Annotated in this window: 17 protein-coding genes and 1 tRNA gene; 12 read left to right on the top strand and 6 right to left on the bottom strand. The window is 57.0% G+C overall.

The genetic code is table 11. From position 1 onward, the window contains the following. The first annotated feature begins 286 nt into the window (after positions 1–286). From ABJK56_RS15630 to ABJK56_RS15640, 3 genes are all read left to right on the top strand, one after another. Positions 287–1,033: a ParA family protein gene (locus tag ABJK56_RS15630; RefSeq protein ID WP_347245605.1), complete on the top strand. Its 747-nt coding sequence runs from the start codon at positions 287–289 to the stop codon at positions 1,031–1,033. After that, positions 1,026–2,036, top strand: a complete 1,011-nt coding sequence (locus tag ABJK56_RS15635; RefSeq protein ID WP_347245606.1) for a ParB/RepB/Spo0J family partition protein — start codon at positions 1,026–1,028, stop codon at positions 2,034–2,036. The genes ABJK56_RS15630 and ABJK56_RS15635 overlap by 8 nt, the downstream gene beginning before the upstream one ends. A gap of 369 nt (positions 2,037–2,405) precedes the next feature. Then, positions 2,406–2,480 (top strand) — tRNA-Pro (locus ABJK56_RS15640). Positions 2,481–2,520: 40 nt separating this feature from the next. Here the strand turns inward: ABJK56_RS15640 and ABJK56_RS15645 are convergent. After that, positions 2,521–3,843: a PP2C family serine/threonine-protein phosphatase gene (locus tag ABJK56_RS15645; RefSeq protein WP_347245607.1), complete on the bottom strand. Its 1,323-nt coding sequence runs from the start codon at positions 3,841–3,843 to the stop codon at positions 2,521–2,523. Between the two features lie 538 nt (positions 3,844–4,381). On the opposite strand from ABJK56_RS15645, the gene ABJK56_RS15650 reads away from it, so the two are divergent. The 6 genes from ABJK56_RS15650 to ABJK56_RS15675 all read left to right on the top strand — a co-directional run bounded on the left by ABJK56_RS15650 (position 4,382) and on the right by ABJK56_RS15675 (position 13,180). Then, positions 4,382–6,730, top strand: coding sequence for a polysaccharide biosynthesis/export family protein (locus ABJK56_RS15650; protein ID WP_347245608.1), 2,349 nt, complete (start codon positions 4,382–4,384; stop codon positions 6,728–6,730). A 318-nt stretch (positions 6,731–7,048) separates the two neighbouring features. Then, the gene (locus tag ABJK56_RS15655) at positions 7,049–7,417 is read left to right on the top strand and encodes a response regulator (RefSeq protein ID WP_347245609.1); all 369 of its coding nucleotides are present in this window, start codon (positions 7,049–7,051) and stop codon (positions 7,415–7,417) included. Positions 7,418–7,841: 424 nt separating this feature from the next. Then, on the top strand, positions 7,842–8,762 hold the full coding sequence (locus ABJK56_RS15660) for a sugar phosphate isomerase/epimerase family protein (protein ID WP_347245610.1): 921 nt from the start codon (positions 7,842–7,844) through the stop codon (positions 8,760–8,762). 61 nt (positions 8,763–8,823) lie between these two features. Next, on the top strand, positions 8,824–9,813 hold the full coding sequence (locus tag ABJK56_RS15665; RefSeq protein ID WP_347245611.1) for a DUF1080 domain-containing protein: 990 nt from the start codon (positions 8,824–8,826) through the stop codon (positions 9,811–9,813). Positions 9,814–10,483: 670 nt separating this feature from the next. Next, positions 10,484–11,668 (top strand): sialidase family protein, encoded by a 1,185-nt coding sequence (locus ABJK56_RS15670; RefSeq protein WP_347245612.1) that lies wholly within the window; start codon positions 10,484–10,486, stop codon positions 11,666–11,668. Positions 11,669–11,731: 63 nt separating this feature from the next. Further along, positions 11,732–13,180 (top strand): NCS2 family permease, encoded by a 1,449-nt coding sequence (locus tag ABJK56_RS15675; RefSeq protein WP_347245613.1) that lies wholly within the window; start codon positions 11,732–11,734, stop codon positions 13,178–13,180. 185 nt (positions 13,181–13,365) lie between these two features. Here ABJK56_RS15675 and ABJK56_RS15680 read toward each other — a convergent pair whose 3' ends face one another. From ABJK56_RS15680 to ABJK56_RS15690, 3 genes are all read right to left on the bottom strand, one after another. Continuing rightward, on the bottom strand, positions 13,366–13,647 hold the full coding sequence (locus ABJK56_RS15680; protein WP_347245614.1) for a GYD domain-containing protein: 282 nt from the start codon (positions 13,645–13,647) through the stop codon (positions 13,366–13,368). 248 nt (positions 13,648–13,895) lie between these two features. Further along, a complete protein-coding gene (locus ABJK56_RS15685) occupies positions 13,896–15,347 on the bottom strand; it encodes a UDPGP type 1 family protein (protein WP_347245615.1) in 1,452 nt (483 codons plus the stop codon). Between the two features lie 272 nt (positions 15,348–15,619). Continuing rightward, entirely contained in the window at positions 15,620–16,177 is a 558-nt protein-coding gene (locus ABJK56_RS15690; RefSeq protein WP_347245616.1) for a PEGA domain-containing protein, read from the bottom strand. 507 nt (positions 16,178–16,684) lie between these two features. On the opposite strand from ABJK56_RS15690, the gene ABJK56_RS15695 reads away from it, so the two are divergent. Beyond that, positions 16,685–18,034, top strand: coding sequence for a Gfo/Idh/MocA family oxidoreductase (locus ABJK56_RS15695; protein ID WP_347245617.1), 1,350 nt, complete (start codon positions 16,685–16,687; stop codon positions 18,032–18,034). 970 nt (positions 18,035–19,004) lie between these two features. Here the strand turns inward: ABJK56_RS15695 and ABJK56_RS15700 are convergent. Both ABJK56_RS15700 and ABJK56_RS15705 read right to left on the bottom strand, forming a co-directional pair. Then, the gene (locus tag ABJK56_RS15700; protein WP_347245618.1) at positions 19,005–19,898 is read right to left on the bottom strand and encodes a CbiX/SirB N-terminal domain-containing protein; all 894 of its coding nucleotides are present in this window, start codon (positions 19,896–19,898) and stop codon (positions 19,005–19,007) included. A 222-nt stretch (positions 19,899–20,120) separates the two neighbouring features. Further along, the gene (locus tag ABJK56_RS15705; RefSeq protein ID WP_347245619.1) at positions 20,121–20,918 is read right to left on the bottom strand and encodes a creatininase family protein; all 798 of its coding nucleotides are present in this window, start codon (positions 20,916–20,918) and stop codon (positions 20,121–20,123) included. A 721-nt stretch (positions 20,919–21,639) separates the two neighbouring features. On the opposite strand from ABJK56_RS15705, the gene ABJK56_RS15710 reads away from it, so the two are divergent. Both ABJK56_RS15710 and ABJK56_RS15715 read left to right on the top strand, forming a co-directional pair. Beyond that, positions 21,640–22,221 carry a helix-turn-helix transcriptional regulator gene (locus ABJK56_RS15710; RefSeq protein WP_347245620.1) on the top strand — a complete coding sequence of 194 codons (582 nt, stop codon included), beginning with the start codon at positions 21,640–21,642 and terminating at the stop codon, positions 22,219–22,221. A 449-nt stretch (positions 22,222–22,670) separates the two neighbouring features. Then, a complete protein-coding gene (locus ABJK56_RS15715) occupies positions 22,671–23,975 on the top strand; it encodes a hypothetical protein (protein WP_347245621.1) in 1,305 nt (434 codons plus the stop codon). The last annotated feature ends 10 nt before the right edge of the window (positions 23,976–23,985 follow it).

Consider the following 23,985-nt stretch of genomic DNA (forward strand, 5'->3'; position numbering starts at 1 on the left):
TGCCCAGTCTGGGCTTTCAGACTGCCATTCCGCGTTTTTCCACTCATCGGTAGAATAAGTTGACCGATTTGCCCAAGGTCTGGAGCCGTTCCACGTGGAACGCATGGAAAAGTTCGTTCCTTTCGGAGCGAGCTCGAACGTCCGTTGTTATCGACCGGAGAGTTTCTAGACTCTCCTCGACTGAGTGCCGAGAAGCCGAGGCGGCGGGCAGGCCATTTTCAGGGAGGCAAATCGATTATCGACACAATATCGCAAGGAGGTCAGCTATCGGCAGGGAGGCCGATTTGTGCCGCGTGTCATCTGTATTGCCAACCAAAAAGGTGGCGTAGGAAAAACGACGACCGCCATCAATTTGGCTGCCTGTCTGGCCGTGGCAGGTCGGCGAACACTCCTTGTCGACCTCGATCCCCAGTGTAACGCCACTTCGGGGCTCGGCTGTCAGCCGCTTCCTCATCATCCGCTCGTGGCAGGACTACCGCTCAGCAATGCTGTGCTCCAGGTGGATGTGCCGCACCTCGAACTCCTGCCCGGGAGCCGGAGCTTTCGCGACGTGGAAGCGCTCGCCAGGGACAACGGCACATACGCCTCCCTGTTGCGTTCCCACCTGCAAAATGGAATGGCCGGGTACGACTATGTTCTGATCGACTGTCCACCCTCGGTCGGGCAGTTGACCAGGACCGCCTTGGCAGCCTCCCATGAGGTCCTCATGCCTATTCAGTGCGAATATTTCGCGATGGAGGGCCTCGCCCAAATGATCGAGGTTATCCGGCAAGTCATGATCGAGCGTGATCGCCAACTCCAGTTTGGGGGAATCTTGCTCACGATGTATGATCCCCGTCTCGAACTGACTCTGGAAGTCGAGGCGGAAGTTCGGGAATTTTTCGGAGAAATAGTGTTTCACACGGTGATTCCGCGCGATGTGCTGTGCGCGGAAGCGCCCAGTCACGGTTTACCCGTCATCGCCTATGCACCGCGGGCACGAAGCACCCGCGCTTACGTGGAACTTTGCATGGAGGTTCTGGAAAGTGAGTAGAGAAAAACGCCTTGGACGTGGTTTGGAAGCTTTGCTCGGCCGGCTTGATAGTGTCGCGACTGGGGAGGAACATCCGGCCTCCGTGTCAGGTGAGATTTTGGGGCAGGAGTTTTCGCATCGGGATGGGGCCGCTCCCGAATTACGGGAAGGTCCATCACCACCAAAGAACGCCCCGGAGGTGATGCGGATTCCAATCGACGACATCGATCGAAATCCCTTTCAACCACGGCAGGAAATCGACACCGAAGAGCTAATGCAACTGGCAGAGAGCTTGTCGACGCACGGCTTGCTGCAACCGATCGTCGTGCGCCGCCATGGCAATCGCTACCAACTTGTGGCCGGCGAGCGGCGCCTGAGGGCCGCGCGGATCGCCGGTTGGCACGAGGTACCCGCTCGCGTCGTTCAGGCTGACGACCGGCAGCTCGCAGAGTTGGCAATCGTCGAAAACCTCCAGCGGAAGGATCTCAATCCTCTGGAAAAAGCCCTCTGCTTCCAGCGGTATTTGGAAGAATACGGGTCGACGCAGGAGGAGCTTGCGGCACGGCTCAATCTCGATCGTTCGACGATCTCCAATTTCATACGCCTTCTCGACCTGCCCGCGGAGGTGCAGCAGGCGCTACGAGAGGGACGCGTTACCCAGGGCCATGCCCGCGCCTTGCTCGGCTTGGAGTCTGAGGAGGAACAAATCGCTCTCTGCCGCCGAATTATCGAAGAAGGATGGAGTGTGCGGCGGGTCGAGGCGGAAGTGCAGCAGCGCCAACAGGGCGGGGACACTCCTCTCAAGATCGTCCGTCCCGAGTCAGGGCACAGTCCCGCTTCACCGGATGAGCACGTGGCCTTACTGGAACAGGAATTTCGCGCCGCGCTGGGACTTCGCGTGTCGTTGACACATAATGGTCGGGGACGGGGCAAACTTATTGTGCACTTCAAAAATCACGAAGAGTTTGAGCGTCTGCGTAAAAGGATCTGCGGCGGCGAGTTTCGTCAAGCCGTTGGCATGTGACCCCGTCGCACCGTGTGGAGGCCATGCCGCCGCGATAAACGAAATCCACTTCGCACAGGCTCGTTTCGGCATCACCAAGTGAAGGAACTTCGCGCGGAAAGCCCAAGCATGTCTAGGAACCGAGCGGCAAACGACCCGCGGCGGTCGTGGCCCGTGGGCAGTTCGTGAGGACCGGGAAACCCCGACATCCTCGGTCCTCAGGCGCCTGTGAACATCGTTCCTCAGCCTGCCAGGGGCCGGGATGCAACGGTGCACGTCCCGCGATCCTCTCTTAACATTCGCGATCGGCGGCGGTATGATAAAGCAAATGACGCTAAAGAAACCTGCAGACGGGATGCAGAGTCCTGTAGCCCGACGTAACACATATCGCGGGGCGTAGCGCAGCCTGGCTAGCGCATCTGCTTTGGGAGCAGAGGGTCGCCGGTTCGAATCCGGCCGCCCCGATTGTTCGGGTAGTCCGCCGCTTGGCTAATCCAATAATGACTCATAGCGGCCGGTAAAAGTGACCGTTCGCCTGCGGGTGAGTTTGCCTCTTGTGCTGGCGGGCCCGATTCATCACATGGTTGATTGCCCGGCAGACGTCGGCAATCGCCTCGCCCAATCGGTCATCTTGGGCGGTCACCACGGAGGTTCGTAACTTCTCGAGGAGCGTCCAATCCACCTCCCAGCTTTCTTGCCGTGCTGTATCCTCGAGTTCAGCGAGGATCTGGAGGAGATTCTCCAGCGTTTCGCGTCGGAAAGCACAACTCGTGATGTTGTAGGGAGAAGGGGGGTTCATCAATCGCAGCACTGGCCCGCTGGTCTCGGTACGACGCAGCAAAAGATAAAAACCCAAAGACAGAGCAACAACCGGCACGAGCAAAATTCCCCATCCAGAAGGATGCGTCAGTAATTTCAGTTGTACCAACCCAAAAAGGGCCATGGCAAAACCGACCATGCCCAGCGCGATACACATGTAACCGGCCAGTCGCATCCAGCGACCGTGGGCCAAGAAAATGGCGTCCCGCCTTGTATCGCCGGAGCTGCTACAATGGGCCATGGGCTTGACACGCACCACGGTGACGGTAATGTTGTCCGGACCGCCGCGGAGGTTGGCCAGGTTAACGAGCGTCTCCACAGCCTCCGCCGGAGAAAGCACCCGGACAATTTGGCCAATTTCCTCGTCCGACACCTGTCCGGAGAGTCCATCGGTGCAAAGGACAAAGGTATCGCCGGGCTCGATTGGAAACGGTCCTTCGAGATCCACCTCCACGTCCATCTGGGGGCCCAGCGATCGGGTGATGATGTTCTTGGGCACATACTGGGGCCGAATGTCCTCTGGCAGCCGCCTCAGCTCCCACGCCAGGCTGTGGTCCTGCGAAAGTTGCTCAATGACATCCCCCCGGCAGCGGTATACGCGGCTATCCCCCACCTGCGCAATCCATGCCCCCGAAGGGAGTACCGCCAGCGCGCTCACCGTAGTTCCCATTCCACGAAAATTCTCATTGGCCTGGGCACACTGAAAGATTTCCTCGTTGGCCTCCCTCACAGCCTGGCGCAGGGCTTCCGGCGGTGGGAGATCGCGGAGCTTGCGGTAGGCCAGCGGAATGACTTCCACTGCTTTTTTGCTGGCCGTTTCCCCAGCGGCATGAGCGCCCATACCGTCCGCCACCAGGAAAAGATGCCCGCGGTCTAAAAAAGCATCCTGGCTGCCGGCAAGATCTTCGGCGTGGGCGTCTTGATTGTTGTAGCGGCGCAAGCCAATGTCGCTTTTCGCCGCCACCTCAAGACAATCCTTCCAACTGAATGGAGCCAGACTATTGATCATTCACTTCGCGGCCCCCTGAGCTTGGGCCCGGGTCTAACACTGCAATACTTCCGACGGTCGGTTTCAATAAACCTGTCCAAAAAGACAAATGAGATCTGAGCTCCCGCATTGTTTATCGTCAGGGCAGAGCAATCCGCTCCCCCAAATTGCAAAGTTTTCTAGATCCTGCAGATCCCCTGACCCTCCGCGTCATTGTAGTCGGTCAGACACAGTAATTCCAACCCAGTACACACCGTGGGAGAAGATCGGGCCGTCACAATGCAAAATCGTGGAGACTTGATACTACTGACGGCCACACCCCCTTTTTTCATACAACTCACCACGGGGCCACTCCCCTTGGACAGCTTTGACCTGGAATGACGGTTGCAACGGCAATGACGGTAACGCCGCAGCGTGATGGTCGTGCGGATAATCGCAGAAGTACATTTATGTCCGGATTGAGAGGGAAAATTCTTTTCTATGGCCGATGGCGCTTTTTAGCAAAAGGCACACTGGCCGTCCCCCAAGGCGTACGACCCTGCAAGGAGGCATGGGTGGCATGTCCACATGGCTTGCGCGACGTCTCTGGCAAAAACGAGTTGTAGGCAGGTTGATTCTAGTCGGATCCATGCTCGCGTCAGCGCCAGCTCTCCAAGGCGCCGATCAAATAGCGAGGCTGCCTTCCGTCGGTTTTAACGAAATGGGAAACGTTTCGGCGGAGCCCGAGCCGTCCCGCATTGCGTCTGCCCGCGTGCAACCCCCGGCACCTCTCCCTCTAGAAGTACTGGGACTTCGTCGCTCCGCAAAACTCGAACTTGTCGCTCAACAGGCCGACTCTCTCACTGAGAAAGGCTATGACCTGGCCGGGCGTGGCGCCTATTTTGCTGCTCGGGCCCAGTTTCGTGCGGCCCTTGCCGTTGTCGCCCAGGGGCTGGACGCTGAGGAGGCCACCTCCCGCCACGTCACCGCGCTGTCCCGAGCGTGGAGGGCCCTGTCGGAAGCAGAGGACTTTCTTGGCTCACCCGACGGCCTGATCGACCACGCCGCTGTTTCCGAGATTATCGCACGGCACGAAACGCCAATCCTCAAGGATCAAACGTTTGCCCAGTTGACAGCCCTGGATGCGTTTCGCAGTTATCTGAACTACGCGCAGGATCTGTTTGCCCAGGCCGCAGGACATGAGGTTGCAGCATCGATGGCCTTGCGTGGCCTGGGAAAACTGTACATGGCTATGGCGGAAGCTCAGCACAGTGGCGTGCGCGAACCCCTGGCGCAAGGGGTTGTATTCTTCCAAGCAGAGATTCTAGTCTGTCCTGAAAATTACATGGCTGCCAATGACCTGGGTGTTCTTTTTGCACGTGGAAACCGTTGGACAGAAGCCTATCAAGCCCTGACGTATGCGGCGCGAATCCGCGCAGATGACATTGTGCTCCGGAATCTGGCTAAAGTACGACAGAAACTTGGGATAAGTGGCGCTTCTCCTGGAAATTCTTTCGTATCCAACGGTGACACCGCTCGACTGGAAGGGCGAAACGCGTCTGACACACCCGCTGTCGTCTGGGTGAGTCCTGAAACGGTGAAAGGGGCTGACGGGCCTTCGCAATTTCCTGTCGGTTTGTCATCTTCCAAGGAGCAGCAAAATTCCAGCCGAGGTTTGTTTGGATGGGGAATTTTCAGTAACCCGGTGAAGAGTCGCGAATTCCCTGCAGCGCAGGTGAGCTGGTCTGACAACCTCGCGGTGAACTCGGCGTCGAGAACGGAGCCGTCCCAGCCGGAAGGGCCCTCGCTCTCTGACTCTGTGTTGCAACCAGCCCCAGACCAGACCACGCTTTCCAACGCAGTTTCAGGGGCGCCAGCCTGGACGCACAACCCGGCTTCGCCATGCCCTCGATGTGCGGTCGATGGCTCCACGTGCGATCCCCGGCACTGGGGAGGTTGGGAACGCGCACGGTTGATCGCCTGGGAACGCTATGCTCAGGGGGAATATGTCGGCCTTGCCCGCTCGGCGCATGTGCCGGAATACCGCCTGCGGGTGGATGACGAGCTGGAGATTGTGTACCGGCTCACGCGGGAGGCCACATCGAAACCCTACCGGCTCAATGTGGGGGATCAAATCCGCGTTGAGTCGGCCACGGATCCCACCCTGAATCGGGACGTGCTCATTCAGCCGGACGGCACGATCACACTTCTTCTGCTGGGTCAGGTGAAAGCGACCGGTTACACGGTGGCTCAGTTGCAGCAACGGCTGGAAGAGCTTTACCGTCGGTACTATCGCGTGCCGTCCATCACAGTCACGCCAATTTTGGTCAACAGCAAATTGGAAGATTTGCGAGCCACAGTGGACCGCCGGAATGGAGAAGGCGGCCAGGCCCAAAAGGTGCGTATCACTCCAGAGGGCACGATTTCGCTACCCGGCCTGGGGTCGGTTCGCGCCCAGGGATTGACCCTCCGCGAACTCCAGCTTGAATTGAACGAACTTTATCGCCAGGAGGTGGAGGGCTTCGAGGCCATTCCCATCCTTATGCAACGAGCGCCCCGGTACATCTATGTCCTAGGCGAAGTGGCCAATCCCGGGCGATTTGAGCTGACCGGTCCCACCACGGTGATTCAGGCGATCAGCATGGCGGGAGGGTGGAAACCAGGGGCGAACCTGCGGCAAATCGTCGTTTTCCGGCGAGGCGAAGACTGGCGATTGATGGCAACGATGCTCAATCTGGAAGCGGCGCTGCATGGGAATAAGGCCACCCCGTGCGACGAGATTTGGCTGTCTGACTCCGACGTGGTCATCCTGCCGAAGAGTTTCATCCAGCGCGCGGACGATTTTATCGAACTTGTCTTCACACGCGGTATTTACGGAGTATTCCCGCTTTCCGCGACAATCAACTTTTCCAAGCTGAGCACGATTTGATCAATGCCAGGAGGTCCTCGCCGTAGGGGTGCCGTACGCTTGAGAATGCACTTGGGGCCAACTTGCGCGGCGGGCATTGGACATCCTGTCCTCGCTCATTCTGCCGTGGTTGCAATCCCATTTTTTTGACAATTCACGAGCGTAACCTAAATTTTGGCAGACGGCACAACATGCAGGTCGCCGCCCACTCCATGGGAAGTGACCAACGTTGAGCATGTTTGGGTGAGAAGACCCGAACCCAAGAGATTGCTCGTCTTTGCAATGGCTTGTCGGGGTCTAGTCTTTTTGTGAAAAGCCTGATCGTGCAGAGGAGGAACCATGGGAGCGAAAGTATTAGTCGCGGACGATTCCAGCACCATGCGGAAAATCATTATTCGCTCGCTTCAGGCGGTTGGAGTTCAGGAAGCCGTGGAGGCGGCCGACGGAAATGAAGCCCTCGCCTTGTTCAAGCCGGGAGAGTACAGCCTGGTCCTGACCGACTGGAATATGCCCGGCCGATCGGGGTTGGAGGTCATTCAGGCGATTCGGGCGCAAGATCCCCATGTGCCGATCATCATGGTTACGACGGAGGCGGAGAAGAGCCGGGTCCTCCAGGCGATCCAGGCTGGTGTTTCGGATTACCTGGTGAAGCCATTCACCGCCGACACACTCCGCGAGAAATTGGAAAAACACGGTTGTGCGTGCTGAAAGCGTATTTTCCTGAAGGGGAAGCCTGCCGGCCAACATGGCCCTAAAAACCGAACAGCCCGGGATATGACTTGAGTATCCCGGGCTGTTTCCCCCCTGGGCACATCATGTGTGGTCCGAGTTTGGCCTGGTCCACCGGTTTCATTACCGCGACCCGCGCTCGCGGCCCGACCGGTCTGTTGCGTGACCCGGACATCCTTTCTTATCGGCGGAGGGGTTTGTCCACTTAAAAAACTTTGCAAAATCGTTTCCTCCCCTAAAAGCGGTAAGGCTTTCGAGTGCGTCTTCGAAGCGGCGCGAACCACTTCCGCCGAGGCACTTGTTGACACTGTTCGTCCTGTCTAGGGAAAATCATCGCTTTGAGGGCTCCTGAAGCCTGCACTTTCTTCGTGATGTTCAGTCTTCGCTACGAGGAGGAAACAGCATGTTGCAACGGCGAGAGTTTTTGATGTCTGCTGCTGGTCTAGCAGTTTCGGCCGGTTGGGGAATGGCCAGCGGATCATTCGTCCTGGCAGCCCCGGGGGAGTTCTCCCTTCCTCAGCCTGGAGCGGAATTGAAGTTGTCCAGCCAGTTAGGGGTCATTCCCGGTAAAAGCCTCGAAGAAAAATTGGAAAAAATGAAGAAATGGGGCTTCGACGCCGTGGAACTGCCCGGTGACGTCGTGGGCAAAGTGGAGATGTACGCCAAAGCCGCGGCCAATGCCGGGCTGAAAATCAGCGCGGTGTGCTGGGGATCGGCGGGCGGGGCTTTGGTCTCTGAAGATCCGGCACGGCGGGAGGAAGGAATTTCCATGATCAAGGAGGTCCTGGCTGCTGCCGGAGAATTGCAATCCACCGGCGTTATCTTTGTCCCTGCCTTTAACGGCCAAACCAAGCTCACCAATCAGGAGATTCGGAAGGTCCTCCTGGACATCTTGCCGGGAATCGGCGAGTACGCAGTCAGCGTGAAAAGCCGGGTGCTCCTGGAGCCGCTCAATCGGGGCGAGGCATTTTTCCTCCGTCAGGTTGCCGATGCCGCAGCGATCTGCCGCGACGTGAATAGCCCCGGCATCTGCCTGATGGGAGACTTCTACCACATGTACATCGAGGAGCCGAGCGATTTTGCCGCATTCGTTGCCGGAGGTCCCTGGCTCCACCACGTCCATCTCGCGTCTCGGAAGCGTGTCCTGCCTGGTCAGGATGAGCGTTCCTTCATTGACGGCTTCCGCGGCCTCAAATGGGTGGGTTATAAGGATTACTGTAGTTTCGAGTGCGGCGTGCAAGGCGATCGAGAAGTGGAAATCCCCAAAGCCCTGGCGTTCCTACGCGACCAGTGGGAAAAGGCTACTTTGCCCGGACAGGCTTGATTCCTAACACGTGTGCGGACCACGTTACAGTACTTGTATCACTTGATGAGGAGGCGCTTCTATGAAACGGCATCTATTTGGGTTAGCCATCGCGCTGCTGGTGGTCGGGTACCTGGCGGTGGCGGAAGAACGTCGGGCGAGGGACGAGATTATCGATCCGGAAGTCGCCGCTCAGGATCCGGACTTCCACATTCAGGGAGAATACCTGGGCGAAGGTGCTTTGCCGACCGGCAGTGAGGGAAAGCTGGGAGCCCAGGTCATCGCACGGGGGGACGGCAAGTTTGAGATGTATGTGCTTGTTGGTGGGCTGCCCGGGGAAGGATGGGACCGCTCCAAGCCGCGTTTACGTGGAGAAGCCACGCGGCAGGACGGTGAAGTAAGTGTCCGCGGTGAGGGTTATGAGGGCACGCTTGCCGATGGCGTTCTCACCCTGAAGCATGGTCACGGGGAAGTTAAACTAAAGCGTGTGGAGCGCAAAAGTCCCACGTTGGGGGCAAAACCCCCGGAAGGTGCCGTGGTTCTCTTCGACGGCAAAAGCGCCGACGCCTTCGACAACGGCACAGTTCTTCCGGACGGCAGCCTGCTTTCCGGTGTTACGACCAAGCAAAAGTTTGGTGCGTATCATCTGCACTTGGAATTTCGGCTTTCCTGGATGCCCAAGGCCCTCGGCCAGGCACGCTCCAACAGCGGCGTGTACCTGCACGACTGCTACGAGGTCCAGGTTTTGGATTCCTTCGGGCTGACCGGTGAGGATAACGAGTGTGGTGGCATTTACCGAGTGAAAGCTCCGGATGTCAACATGTGCCTACCGCCGCTGGTCTGGCAGACGTATGACATCGACTTCACCCCACCCAAGTACGAGGATGGCAAAAAGGTGGCCAATGCCCGGATCACCGTGCGTCATAACGGCGTGGTGATTCACGACAATTTGGAATTGCCAGGAGCCACGCCAGGTCGGCAGCCGGAAGGCCCGGCCCCCCGGCCCATCCACCTACAGGCCCACGGCAACCGCGTCGTTTACCGGAACATCTGGCTGGTTCCGAAGGATTGAGAGGGACGCTGCATGTGCAAACGGCGTTCCGATCCTGGCAGGGAAAACGCGGAAAAAACCGGGGTTTTACGATCTGTTCCCTGCCCGGCCTGTAAGCTAAAATAAAGTTGCTCGGAGAAAATGCCAGCCGATCATAGCACAGCCGGACCTCCGAGGCTTAGCATGGAGAAGAATTCAGTTTCGAGTTGGTTCGGCCGATATAATGCATCGGTGGAGCGAGCACACAAGTCGATAATCAAACCTCCCGTCGCATATTCCGACGGAGGTGCCAACCCTTACGCGTGAACCAGGGTCGCTCTCCCGGCTTGTGCAAGTGCACGCCTGACCCTCGTTCGTCTCGCAGCGACGCATCCAGTCGCAATATCGCGGGGGGTTTGATTGAACAAAATCGCCGGAATCCTTGCCTGGGTTCCGGCGGTTTTTGTTTGTCACGCATATCACAAGCCTCTTCGTGCCAGTGCCGATAGCGTATCTCCCGTCCGACTTGCATTCCGGAAAAAGGGGCCTCAAAATGTGGGCATGCACGGCGGACCCAGAATCCGTCACCGCCCGCGGCTTGGTCTGGAACAGCGAAGACGAATACAGGCTCAAGGTCCGTGAGACATCGTCTCATGGCGGTCCGAAGCCTGGAATTTTGCAACCAGCTCCAATAATCCAGGGGAAAAACCGCATGCGTGCGCTGTGGCAACGACTTCGACCCGTTCGAATGAGTTGGACGGTCTGCTTTCTGCTCGTTGCCTATCCCCTCGGATCGAATCAGATTCTACTGGGAGAGGTTACTCCCAGTGGCCGCGTTGTCACTCTCGAGCTCGTCGACCAGGAAGATATCTACATTTCCGGCGAAGAGGGATACCACACCTACCGAATTCCCTCCCTCCTCGTGGCCGCCGATGGTACTCTCCTCGCATTCTGTGAGGGGCGGAAGCACGGCCGTGGCGATTCGGGCGACATCGACCTTTTGCTGAAACGATGGGATCCCGCTGGAAAAGTCTGGACACACCAGTCTATCGTTTGGGACGACGGTCCCAATACCTGCGGCAACCCCTGCCCTGTTCTTGACCGTCAAACCGGCACTATCTGGCTCTGGATGACCCATAATCTGGGCGTGGACCGTGAGCCGGAAATCGTGGCGAAAAAAAGCCGTGGCACACGAACGGTGTGGCTCACACACAGCAATGACAACGGCCGAACGTGGAGCCCACCAATGGACATGACTGAAAAAGTCAAACTCAAGAACTGGACATGGTACGCCACCGGGCCGGGATGTGGTATCCAAACCCAATCGGGGCGTTTAGTCATCCCGTGCGATCATGTTGACGATGCTGGCAACCGCGGATCGCACGTGCTTTATAGCGACGACCATGGCCAGACGTGGCATTTGGGCGGCTCAGCCGGACCACAAACCAACGAATGCGAGGTGGTCGAGCTAGCCGGTGGCCGTTTGCTCCTCAACATGCGAAATTACAACAGGAAGTCCCCATCTCGAGCCATTGCCGAAAGCTTCGATGGGGGGCTCACCTGGTCGGCCGTCAGGTACGACATGACACTTGTGGAACCAATTTGCCAGGCAAGTATCCGAAGGATCGAAGGTCTATCGCTCGATGGACAACCAGTAATCGCTTTCAGCAACCCGGCCGATCCCAAGGAGCGAAAAAGACTCACCGTGCGGGTGAGTGCCAATTCCTGCGAGAGTTGGCCGTGGGGTCTCGAGGTGTGGCCAGGACCGGCAGCCTATAGCTGTTTGGCTTCGCTGGCCGACGGGACCCTCCTAGTGCTCTACGAAAGGGGTAACACCCACCCCTATGAGCGGATCACCCTGGCGCGTATCGCCGTGAGAGTGGCGTCGGCCCCATGAATCAAACGATGGCAGCAGCCGTGAGACAAGCATTAACTGATTGACTGTGGAGAGTCGATCGTCATGCTGGACCAGTGGTTTCGTCTTCGGGAAAACAACACAACGGTTTCCACCGAGATACTGGCCGGGATCACCACTTTTCTCACGATGGCTTATATCATCGTCGTCCAGCCACAAGTTCTTTCCGGCCGGATGTTTGGTCAGGATACGGGCATGGACTTTGGGGCCGTTACGTCGGCTACCTGCATTTCTGCTGCAATTGCCACGCTCATCATGGGGCTTTATGCGCGGTACCCCATTGCCCTGGCTCCAGGAATGGGTGAAAACTTCGTGTTCACTCTCTCGCTTATTCCGGCCGCTCAGGCGTGGATCGAGACCGAGGTCCGAAGCGGCCGACTGACACCAGAGGCGACCACTCCCTGGAGCATTGCTCTGGGGGTGATTTTCTATTCCGGAGTTCTCTTTTTCGTGCTGTCGGTGCTGGGGTTGCGGGAGAAACTCCTCGAGGCCGTCAGCCCCAGCATGCGAAACGCCATTGCCTCGGGCATCGGGCTGTTTATTGCACTCCTGGGACTCCAGGGCGCATCGATCATCATCGGCACCCCCAGCCAGATCGTGAAATTGAGCCCACGACTGGCCAGTCCGGATGTGATTGTCTTTTTCGCGGGGCTACTGGTGACGGCAGGTCTCTATGCGCGTCGGATTCCCGGCTCCATCGTCATCGGAATCATCGCGGCGACCGTGCTAGCCGTGGTGCTTCGATGGGGAGTACCAAAGGTGCCCGCTTTGGCAGAGAACCCGGTGGTCAAAGAATCAGCTCTCATCCAGCGATTCACACCCGCCGAACAGGTTTTTTCTTCTCCACCGTCCATGGCCAGCACCTTTGCCAGGATGGACCTGATTCACGCCCTGGCTCCGCCCATGATTCCGTTCATTTTCATCTTCCTCTTCATGGATCTTTTCGACACACTCGGCACTCTCGTGGGTGTGAGTGAACAGGCGGGTTTCATCCGCGACAATCGAATTCCGCGTGCCAAACAGGCATTGATGGCGGACGCCACGGGCACCGTGGTGGGTGCTGTTTGCGGTACGAGTACGGTCACGAGCTTCATCGAGAGTGCGGCCGGCGTCGAACAGGGAGGTCGCACAGGATTGACGGCTATCACGGTGGCGGTACTGTTTCTTGTCGCACCCTTTTTCGCTCCTGTGATTGAAATGATCGGTAGCTATCCGCCGATCACCGCCTCAGCACTTCTCATTGTTGGATCAATGATGATGAAGAATGTGGTGAAAATCGAATGGCATCGACCAGCAGAAGCTATTCCTGCATTCATCACAATGACGGGAATCGTTTTCAGTTATTCCATCGCGGATGGCCTGGCACTTGGCTTTATTACATATCCCCTGGTTAAGTTTTTCGCGGGGGAAGGCCGTCAGGTCCACTGGCTCATGTACGCGCTGGCCGCCGTGCTGGTGGTGTATCTCGTGCTGGCCAAAGCCCATATGGGATAAGTGAGCCAGACATTGTCCCCGGCTCAAACAGGGCAAGGTTGATCGACTCAAATTCTGTTGAGATTGTCTGGTGTTTTGCAAATAGCAAACAGATCCAGCACCTGGTCAAAAATCCTGCGACCGCCGAGCGTGCAATGCCACCCCAACCGCCCCGCGCCCGAGTCATTGTCGGCAAAGCTGTCTAGTTATGAACTCACGAGCTGATCAAAATCTTTAACCGCAATGGCCGGGTGTGTGCTGAAATGGATCCCCATTTCTCGGCTGGCCGTTACGGAGGCCTTGGCCGCCTGCTCCACCCCGGGGAGATCCACCACAATCACCAGGTCCACATTTCCCAGCGTGGCGTACATCGCCCGCACATTCCCGCCAAGATCGTTGATCATTTTGACGAAGCGTTCTGTTCTCTCGGCGCTGATCTGGGAAAGCGCCTCCGGAGAATACTTGCCAAACATCACGAAGGTCGCCATACTCCACCTCCTCAAACTGACGAGCAAGGGTCAGGACCAACCGCCGCCATCTGGCCACAATCTCTGTACATGCGGCCGAAATCACCGAGACGTGCGAGTTCACGACCGGCTTCCCAAAGCAGGGCAGGCCACGCCTACCAATTGTCCGCTGATCCCATCCTACGGGTCCCGATTGGCCTTGTAAAGCGTGAATGCCTCAAAAAGTCTCTTTTGTTACGGATCGCTCACTCAGTTTTTAAGGTGGTTTGCTATGACGAGGTCCATGCCGAGATAAACTCCGGAGAAAGGAAAATGGGCTCCGTAATTCGCCAGTTTTTCGGGATTCGGTCCCTCAAATCGTCGGCATCCAGGGCGACAAGCGGACTGATTTCCACCGCAACACCGTCTTCCACAATCGCCCCGTTGGCTTCCAACCAGGAACGGTGGACAGCGACCATCTGCGCCCGCACATGCTCTGGTGCATCTTTCTCTGCCCCTGGTGCATTCTTGAGTGGCGCAAAGTGGCGTGTCGCGTCGACTTCGATAGCAATGGCGTTCTTCGCATGAGGTATAAGGTCAAAAATGAACTTCTCAAACTTGATTGCGTTGGGGACCGTGGGTTTCACGTAGCCCTGATCGGGATCATAATAATCGACCTTTTTGAGTGCGATGTGATACGGGAGAGCATCTGCAAGCTCTGCCACCCGGAACAGAAACTCGACATTGATGACATGGACGCCGATGCTACCCGCCCAGAGCAGGAGACTGCCATCGGGAGCCCGCTTCTGTGCCAATTCCGGCGGCAAATCGCTGTATTCGATGATGTACAGGCGGTCATCGACCTGCACCAGATTGCCCACTTTGTCGAACGGGGACTGCTTGGCAACGACTTCTGTGGACATCTCCGACCCACTGAGCACGTGGTATCCGATGACTTCCGGTGCAAGGATATCCACTAAGGGATTATCCACCTGGAAGTAGAAGAGGTATTCAATACCTCGCTCGCGGAGCCTTTGAAGGGTCCCACTGCGGATCACGGCGGCCAGCATGCCCCCGTGCCCATCCGGCGAAAGGGCCAGCGAATCGGGACTCCCCAACAGAATCTTCCCCGTGCTTGCATCTAGCGAGGGCATGGTTCCCTGGCAGAAAATGTATAGATCAGCAGCCGAAAGCCCAAACCGCCGATGACTCTCCAAATACGTGACAGTTTCCTGATGGGTCGCAGGACTGGTCATTAACGCAAGAGGAATGGGCCGCCCCGCTTTTCTCGAGCGTGCAAGAATCTTCTCGATGTGGATCTGAAAAAGACTGTGCCCTGAAACCGGGCCAATGGGAAACATTCCTTTTGGGTGTGGAAAACCCAATCGGCTTCCTTGGCCACCCGCCACCAGCAGGGTAGCCACGCGGCCTTCCCTGAGAACCTGTTCCCCTGTCGCCCTGGCCTCCTCCAACGGAATTCCCTGATAGTGGCTTCCCAGGCGGACTGCTCGCGGCGGAGACGCCCGTTCCAGGAGGCCCGACACATCCAGCACCTGATGGCGCTTTTCGTAAAGCCGTTGCAGAAGCGCCAAATCTAACTCGCGGATTTGCTGGGCTAACTGCTTGCGCTGTTCCTCGGTGAGCTGCGACCAGGTACGCAACAGATGGGTTTGGCCAAAGGGTTCCAGAAGCTGCTCCAATTCCTGGTAAAGTAAGTCCGAATTGAATCCGTCAGACATCATGTGCGGAATTCCCTATCGTTTATTCCTAAGCCGAGCGCGAAGTTGCCCTCCCAGGCAGACGCAGTTCATTAAAACAGTGCCAACGCCTGGGTGGAACCGGACCCTCCAACTCACTCCATAGAGCGAAAACGCCAAAAATCGCACGTGAGAAGCATGTTCCGCTAAAAAATGTTCGCCGGGGCACGCCTGCCGTGCCCACTTGACCAGAGTTTCCAACGCCGAAGGCGTCGGTCCAACAGCCGCCCGATGAGGGTTTGGTCAAGAACGCAGCATCAAGGCGCAGAGTTTGGCATGGATGGAGGTGGCGGGGGGTTCAGAACCGATTGAGATTGGGGGAACGCACCCAGCCCCTCAACTGGTGGACCTGCCGATGGTGCAACCCCAGGCTGCCCGACCGCTGGCAGCGGCGGCTGAGTGGCGGCCCTCGAACGGAGGGATTGCGCCCTCTCTAAAAGCTGTTGCGGTGGCGACACGGGCTGTGGGATCAATTGGTATTCCAGAACACGAGTGTCACGAATTTCCCGCCGCAGAATGTTTTCCGCAAAAAAGTCAAATGGCGGGATCTCGTACCAGGGTGGATTGATGCGCTCATAGACTGTGAGTGGTTGATAGCCGTCTTTCACAAGGCGGATCTTTCTCGTTCCGTAGTACGTGAAGGACGTCCCGATAGGCGTCAACCCTACCTGATAGTCGTCCACATAGGCCATAGCACCGGGTGGGTTCGTGCGAATGAGAAGCCGCCGTTCCACACATCCGGCACAAAAGATTCCGATCAGCAAAAGGGCCGTCAACCGCCTGGTAGTCCCAATGCCAGTCCGAGGCGTTGCCATGACGGGGCCAACCAGAAGAACGCGGAGTGCATTAGGCACAGGATATCGTTTGCGCATCACCAATACTAGGGGGGATCGCCGGAACTTTGGCATTGACTATCCCTCTCTGAGTCCACTCTCCGCTCCCTAATTCAAAATCACGGAGCGGCGAAGTGTAGCACAGGACAGAAACTGTGCCAACACGAAATTCCACCGTTCACCACGTACCTTCGCGTCAATTTCCTTTCGTGTTGCAGCTTCATTGAGATAACAATCCGTTGGAACTACCCCAGCCGATTCCTGTACCTCACACCCGCGATGAGCCCCTTGGAAGGCTCTTAGCGAACCGCTCCGCAGAGTGATTATTTGACTGTGGCTATCTCGGTGCTAATAATTTGGGGCACAAAAGGTCACGAATAGCTTCACGCGTTCGCCCGCGCAACCGTCTTCTGAGAGGGCGATGCAGGCGTTTGGTATCGGCAGAGATTACGATCGTTGTTCGAATGCCAAGTTGACTGGAGGTTACCCATGAAGACACAAACGACGCGACGGCAATTTTTGGGGACGTCCGCTGTTGGAGTGGCCACTCTCTGGTTGGGTCGTCCCGCAGCCCAAGCTTCCGCAACGGCTGCTGCGCCGAGCGAAACGGTCAACGTGGGGCTTATCGGCTGTGGGGGGGAAGGCCGAGCCGTGGCCACCGCTCATCAAGGGCTACCCGACGCACGGATCGTAGCGGTGTGTGATGTCAACAAGGCCCGTTTGGAGGAGGCCAAAGCCCCGTTCGAAAAGTCAGGCGGTGGAAGCACCGTAGCGGCGTACGACGATTATCGACGTCTCCTCGACCGCAAGGACATTGACGCGGTAATTGTGGCTACCAACGATCACTGGCACGTGCTGCCCACCATTCACGCCTGCCAGGCAGGGAAAGACGTGTATGTGGAGAAACCTCTCGGCGTTTGTATTGCCGAAGGTCAAGCAGCGGTCAAGGCTGCTGATAAATACCAACGTATTGTCCAAATTGGAACCCAGCAGCGGAGCTGGCCGCATTATCAAAAGGCGGCGGAAATCATTCAGTCCGGCCAGCTTGGCATCATTACCGAAGTTCGGGTTTGGGACTTCGACTGCATGTATCCCGGCTTCGGCTCTCCTCCGGACTCTGATCCTCCTGCCGAACTGAACTGGGACTTCTGGTTAGGGCCGGCCCCCGAAGTGCCGTACAATCCGAACCGTTACAACCACTTCTACTGGTTCTTCGATTACGGCGGCGGGTGGCAGGTAGATTGGGCCGTTCACCATTACCAGGTGGTCCACTGGTTCCTGCAAACCAAAGGTCCCATCTCGGCCGCGGCGATGGGTGGCTTCTACTGTTTCGAGAACACCAACACAGAATGGCCAGACTCCTTTGTGGGAATTTGTGAATACGCTCCGACACCGGTTGCCCCCAAGGGATTTGTCCTCCAATACACCTTCAGCGGCGCAGCGCGACGCCAGCGGCGGTCCCACGCGAAGTGTTTCTACGGAACGAAGGGTTCAATGCTCATCGACCGCAGCGGTTTCACCATCACTTGGGAGGCGGGAGAAAATCGCGAACCCAAGGATGAAACGACGGTGGAAAATGAATTCAAAAAGAATACACACGTCACGAGCCTTCAGGCCCACGCCCGAGTTTTCTTGGATTCCATCAAGTCGCGACAGAAGCCACCGGCGGACGTGCTCGTCGGACATCAGGCCACCAATCCCGGGCATTTGATGAATATCGCATGGAAGCTAGGCCGAAAGATTCACTGGGACCCGGAAAAGGAGGAAATCGTGGGAGACTCCGAGGCTGCGGCACTTCTCAGCAAGCCCTATCGCGCCCCGTGGAAACTGGAAGTCTGACGAACCTCAACGGGCGTCATCGCCTGGGAACAATTCGTCACAGTGCACTGTGATACCGGTGCGGGTCACGCCGAAAGGTGGATGAAAAGCAGCGGGCGGTCCAATGACCGCCCGCGTGTGTTTATCCATCAGGTTTTAGCGGGAGGCTGTCGGCGCCCGCTCGTGCTACATGCCTCTGCATGTTGTTTCGGTCGCACGCGCCACGGATGGCCCCGCCACATATGACCTTTTGCTGGATCGTCCAGCCGGCGTCTGGCTAACAGGATGGGCTCAAACGAGCTTGTACCGGACCGACCCAATTGAGCACGTCATCGCTGACGCTGGCAGCCTCGGGTCAGAGAAATGACTCTGTACTTCGCTAACCCCTCCTTTCACTTTTCTGGAAAAGACCACGCTCGCCATTCCTACTTGCTTTGGGCGCCCGACTCCGCCGTCGGACGCCCCTCAGCCAGGATCGGATCGTGCGTAGGCTCGACGCATGATTTTGCCTCCAAAGAAGAGGGTTCAAATTCAACCTTCTCGAGCCTCCACTATAGGATATACTCACCCGGCAACGAAAGTCAAAGGAAATTCTCGTCGACGTTTTGAGCAACTTCCATGCCAGCGAAGTTGCGATCGATTCAATTGCCAAGGCTTCTCCAGCCCATAAATTTTTCCGCCAACACACGTCCCATAACTGTTCGGAACCTGCATCTCCACATTTAAGAGACGCAACTGACCTCCAACAGGTTCACTTTAAAGAAGACAAAACCGGCCGCTCGTGTCATCTAGAAGCGCTAATCCGGATACTCAGGCCAGGGCTTTTGTTAATTTCGGCTGAAACACTGCCGGCCGTTCATTGTAAATGAAAGACCCCACTCGTCGAAACTGAACATGGCCCGTGGTCTCGCACCGGGATCTAACGTGGAAAAAGGTTCCACGCAAGACCAAAGCCGATTGCTTCGCCGGCGCGACTGTCCAACAGCGGGCGTCAATCTCGCAGCGACACGATCCGGTAGGGAACCCCACTGCCCATTTTTGTAAGCCCTTCCGCATGCACTTCGGCGCTTCCAGGAAGCCTCTCCCTGGCGGAGTCGGCGAGCGCGACGGAAACCTTTTCGGCCAGAATACTCACAAGCGAGGAGTCCGGCCATAATACCTCCGTCTGAACCCAGGTGATGTGCGGCCATTCTTGGCGACACTGCTCTAGTAACTTGCGTAAATGGTTCGTCAAGTAGCCTTCAAACAATAGGTAAGGCTGCACCAGCACACTGCTGATCCCGCCAAGCTGGGCCACCTCCTCCAACACATCTTCAATTCGTGGTTCAGCCGCCGCAAAATAGCATAGGCGATGATGGGCACAAGAATTCATCGCAGTCAAGGTGTACACTGATCCGACTTCCTCGAGAGCCGCAACATCACTTGTGCCCCGCGCGACCATTACGTAGCCGGTTTTCTCGGGCCTGAGTTTGTAACGAGCCAGCGCATCCTCTTGCCGTCTCCTAGCCAGCCCCGAAAGTCGCAAACGAAGCCCAAATCCTGACGTGATGTAAACAGTGACGGGCTTTTCCGCATGAGACTCCACCACCTGGCGTACAAGAGCCGGAATATCTTTCTTGATATGATCTGCGCTGAATAACATGATGGGCACTACGATGACCTTTTGCCTACCCATTTCCAGCACCAGCTGGAGCATGCTCTTCAGGCTTGGCTCAGCGATTTCGAAAAATCCCACGTAAAACGGCGGCAGACTTCCGAATTCGTGCTTTAGGACACTACAAGCCTCTGTACAAAGTTCCATGCTTTGGCTAATACCAGCCGGTTCTCGCGTCCCGTGGGGAACCAAGATCACGGCCGTGGAGGAGAAGGAATCGTCGTGTACCATGGGATAGTTCCATCTACCGAGAATTGGGAAGGGGAACCGGCGTATTCTGATCTCAGGTTATGTGGCACGATAGTGGACTAAAAATCGGCATGCCTGGGACGTAGGTCGCCAATTGCGCGCCACCGTCCTTAGATCACTGCTTGTCTCGATGGCCCAGCATGTGTTCCATGGCCCCGAAGTTATTCTATGCCTGCACCATGGCCGGATTCCCGCACAATGGGGCTAAAACGGGAAGCTATCGTCGAGGAGACTTTGAGACAGCTCCACGAGAAACGCTGCGAGGCGCTCCACGAGGATCTCCATGACGCGGCGTCCTTTGTCGGCGGTGGCTTCGTGCGGATAGCCGGCACCCGCGTTAGTGGTCAGAAGGTGCCACGGCCTGGTGATAGTGATCCAGCCACGATTGACGGCCTCAAAACGGCTGGGGCGTGTCCGACCGTCATCCGCAGCGAGTTGGCCATCGTCGCGTCGCAGGACCAACTCCGGCCAGTAAGCCAGGGCCAGGGATGTCTCCATTTCGCCCGCATGGTCATCGGGGTGTTTGAAGATTTGATGGTAAACATCGCGAAAGACGGTGTACCAGTTGCACAGGAAGAGGTGCGCAGGGGTCTTTCCGTACATCTCGCGGAGAAACGGCTTGAGATCGTTGCCCCCATGACTGTTCAGCAGCACAATCTTGAGGATGCCCTGGGAGACCAGAGATTCCACCAGGTCCTCCAATACGCGAAAGATCGTCGTCGGATTGAGATTGAGTGCGAAGGGAAAGCCGCGCTGATTGGTCTGGGTGCCGTAAGGAAGAGTAGGCAGCAGAATGACCTTCGCCCCTTGATTCCACGCCGCCTCGCAAATCCTCTCGCCGACCAAATCGGCTTCCCGTGTATCCATGCTGTAAGGCAAGTGGAGATTGTGCGGCTCTGTGGCTCCAAGCGGCAGAACGGCCACCTCGTAATGAAAGTCCTTGACCAGTCCATAGGTGAGATCGGAAAGCTTCCACGGACGCAAAAGCCCTGGATGATTCATAGGGTCATCCTTTTTTCGATCCGAGTGTGATTTTGGTTAAAATAGCGCTGGATGCCCCGGCCAACAGGCCACTTCACTGAATAAACTCTGGCAAGCGTACTGCGTCGCCATGACTTTTGGCTAAATTACCCAACGCACTGACTTGCCGCTGCCGTTCTGCCGATTATAATGCAAAGGGTGGATTGTTCCGCAGCGGCGGCAAAAGTTATTGTTAATCCGCCCAGTGTTGAGGGACGCATCAAGTATTCCGACGCCATCATTATGATCATCCAAAGCGCGTCCCGTTCGAGACGGCGCGAGCCGATGAGGATATTCGGTACATTGCGGTCGTGTAAGTTGTGTCAAGCCCCGCGGAGAGAAAGGAAACAGCGCGAGAGCCAGTGATCAATCGGAGTGGCGCCACATCGCTCAGGGTTCACGTCACGTCATCTTCATTCCCTTTTTTGTCATCTTCGATCAGTTGCATTATCCCTGGCGACACTCGAGCCGGCTTTGATGGGAGGGAACATCAGACCGGCACTCCCTGGGAATAATCACAGTGCTCCTGCCTGCTCCGACGGAAGGCCTGATCCCACACCTAATGATTGGTAGATCAGGCGGCTTGACCGACGGTGCCGGGTGATCTTTTCGCAGATGCTCAACGCAGCAGGAGTTCTGATCTTCTGGTTCTGTTCCCGGCGCTGGATTCCTTGACGGCCTTGTCGGCCGGAGGAATGTTATCATGCGCGTCTCGGATTTGGGTCTTCCGGCAGTGGCCCTGCCGGCCGTGGTCACGCCCGTCGGTAAGGAACAACAGACTTCCCCAGCGAACACATCGACGACATCGCCAGCGAGCCAAGAGCAATCTCCGGGCCAAAATAACAGAGTGCCGTTGCATCGGCTCGCCGAAGTTCGAATTAGGCAGGGAGTCACACGGCGGACGATGGCCCGGCGGATGAAAGTGGATGTACGTACGGTCAAGCGCGAGGAGGACCCCTACACGGACCTGCCGTTGTCCGCGCTCTACCGCTGGCAAAGGGCCTTGCAGGTTCCACTTGTCGAGTTGCTCTCCGACATTGAGGAGCCTCTGTCGACACCCGTCCTCCAACGGGCACGGTTGCTCCGAATGATGAAAACGGCCCGAGCCATTCAGGTGCGGACGAAACAGCCGTCCGTCCGCTACCTGGCCGACATGCTGGTCCAACAACTTTTGGAGCTGATGCCCGAACTGGCCGATGTGACCCCCTGGCCGGGGGGCCGATCTAAGCGTCAACCGGCCGTCGGTGAAATTGCGCAGCATCCTCAGAAGTTTCGGATGCGTTGATGAATCGCGCTGACGGCGCGCTGAACACGGTGGCCTGTGGGCAACGGGTCACCGTGTTACCCATTTTACCCATCCTTCTCCAATTACCTGGGACTAGTTGGGCCGGACAATGGCCAGAAGTTTCTCACCCCTGGCGGTAATCTGACGTCAAAACCGGTCAACAGGCTAGCCAGGCTGGACCTTCCTTTTTGCACTCACTTCTGTTCTTGCTTTCTCAATCTTCTTTTTCTAGCCCGCTTTCGCGACCTTGGCAAAGAGAAATGTGGTATTTCCACATACTTTAACTTGGTGTTCAATAAGGACGTCACCGGAAGGTCCAAGAGAAGCGCGATTTTCTCCCGAATGCCTGGGTCCCGGTCATGACTTCCGCGTCCGCCCGGTCTCTGCATGGTTCCCCCGGTCAATCGGCCAGGTCGGCTGGAGCGCGTCGTATTTCGCGCCGCGGTCTAATGAGCCGAAGTTTTCTCGCGTTTGGAATACTCGTGCATTATTTGCTCTCGACCGGCTGTCAACGGGCCTCCCAGCATGAGGCACTTCATCCGTCGCCGCTTGAAGAACTCGGCAAATTGCCCGGCGTGCGGAGGACACTCCTACCTGCTCTTCGGGAGGAACTTGCCCGAATCGAGGAGGAAGGTGGAACTCCAGAACTCATGACGCCGCGTCTCCCACCTGCCGATGAAAATCTGGCCGCCGTGTTTCACGAGCTTTTTCCTGGTGACCGTCTCGAGTTCCTGCTGGCCAAGAGCAGAGAATTACTTCTGAGCGGATTCCCAATAGATGATGCAGCTGCCAGGGCCATCCAGGAATTCCTGCACCCTCTAGAAGTGCAGCAGAAAGCGGTTCGTGCGGCGATGCACCGACCGAAATCTGTCTTTCCGATTGCTTACACTGCCGGATTCGCCGCCAACCTGGGGTTTGCCGATCATGTGATCATGGCCACACGGATGGAACTTTTGCAAGCATTGCTGTCGGCCTACAAAAGAGAAACGGGGAAATCTCTGGAAAGCATCGGCGTGGCTTTGCGAATCAGTCACCGTTTGAGCCAGGCCGGGCATCCCGCGTTGCGATTCGAAGGCGCTCGGCTGCGCCGGACCGTTCTCGATACGCTCCAGGAAGTTTTCTCACACGGCGAAGTCCTTCGCGAGGAGGTGGCCAAGCTGCGAGAGGTTATGAAGAATATCCTCGCCACCTGGCCGGAAGACGCTGACACCTGGAAGGCTGCCCGAGCCCTTGGGCTTCATGCCTATGAGTTGGTTCGCATTGGCCGGCTGTTCGATCTGTTAACTGACGAGGAAGCCAAAATGCTTTCGCAGGAGTACGACCTTCGCATCCTTGTAGAGCGAACGCGTACCCAGGCGGATCAGGACGAACTGTATTATCTTACCCAGATGCGTCAGGTGATCGAGCTGTCACGAAAGCCTTATTTTGCACGAAAATCCGCACTTGACCGGCTAGTCAGCGAATGGCAGGCCAGAAGGGCAGATGAGGAGGTTCTGGTCGCGTGTCGAATCCTTTTGCCTATGGTAGAACCCGGGCAACTGGCCCAGGCGGAAGATCATGCCAATATGCTTGCCTGGGCGGTGGCACTCAACGCGGCATTAGGTGACCGGAACCCCGCCGAAGCAGTGAATCCTCTGACAGGCGAAAAGTACTGGGTGGAATCCAGCGGCGAGTGGCTCTACATCAGCGGAATCGGAACAGATCTCGGCCGACACGGTGCCATCGAGATTCCCAGATTTCCCTCGCCAAAATGAATTCGGACCT

Source organism: Thermogutta sp., assembly GCF_039793925.1.
Lineage (GTDB): Bacteria > Planctomycetota > Planctomycetia > Pirellulales > Thermoguttaceae > Thermogutta.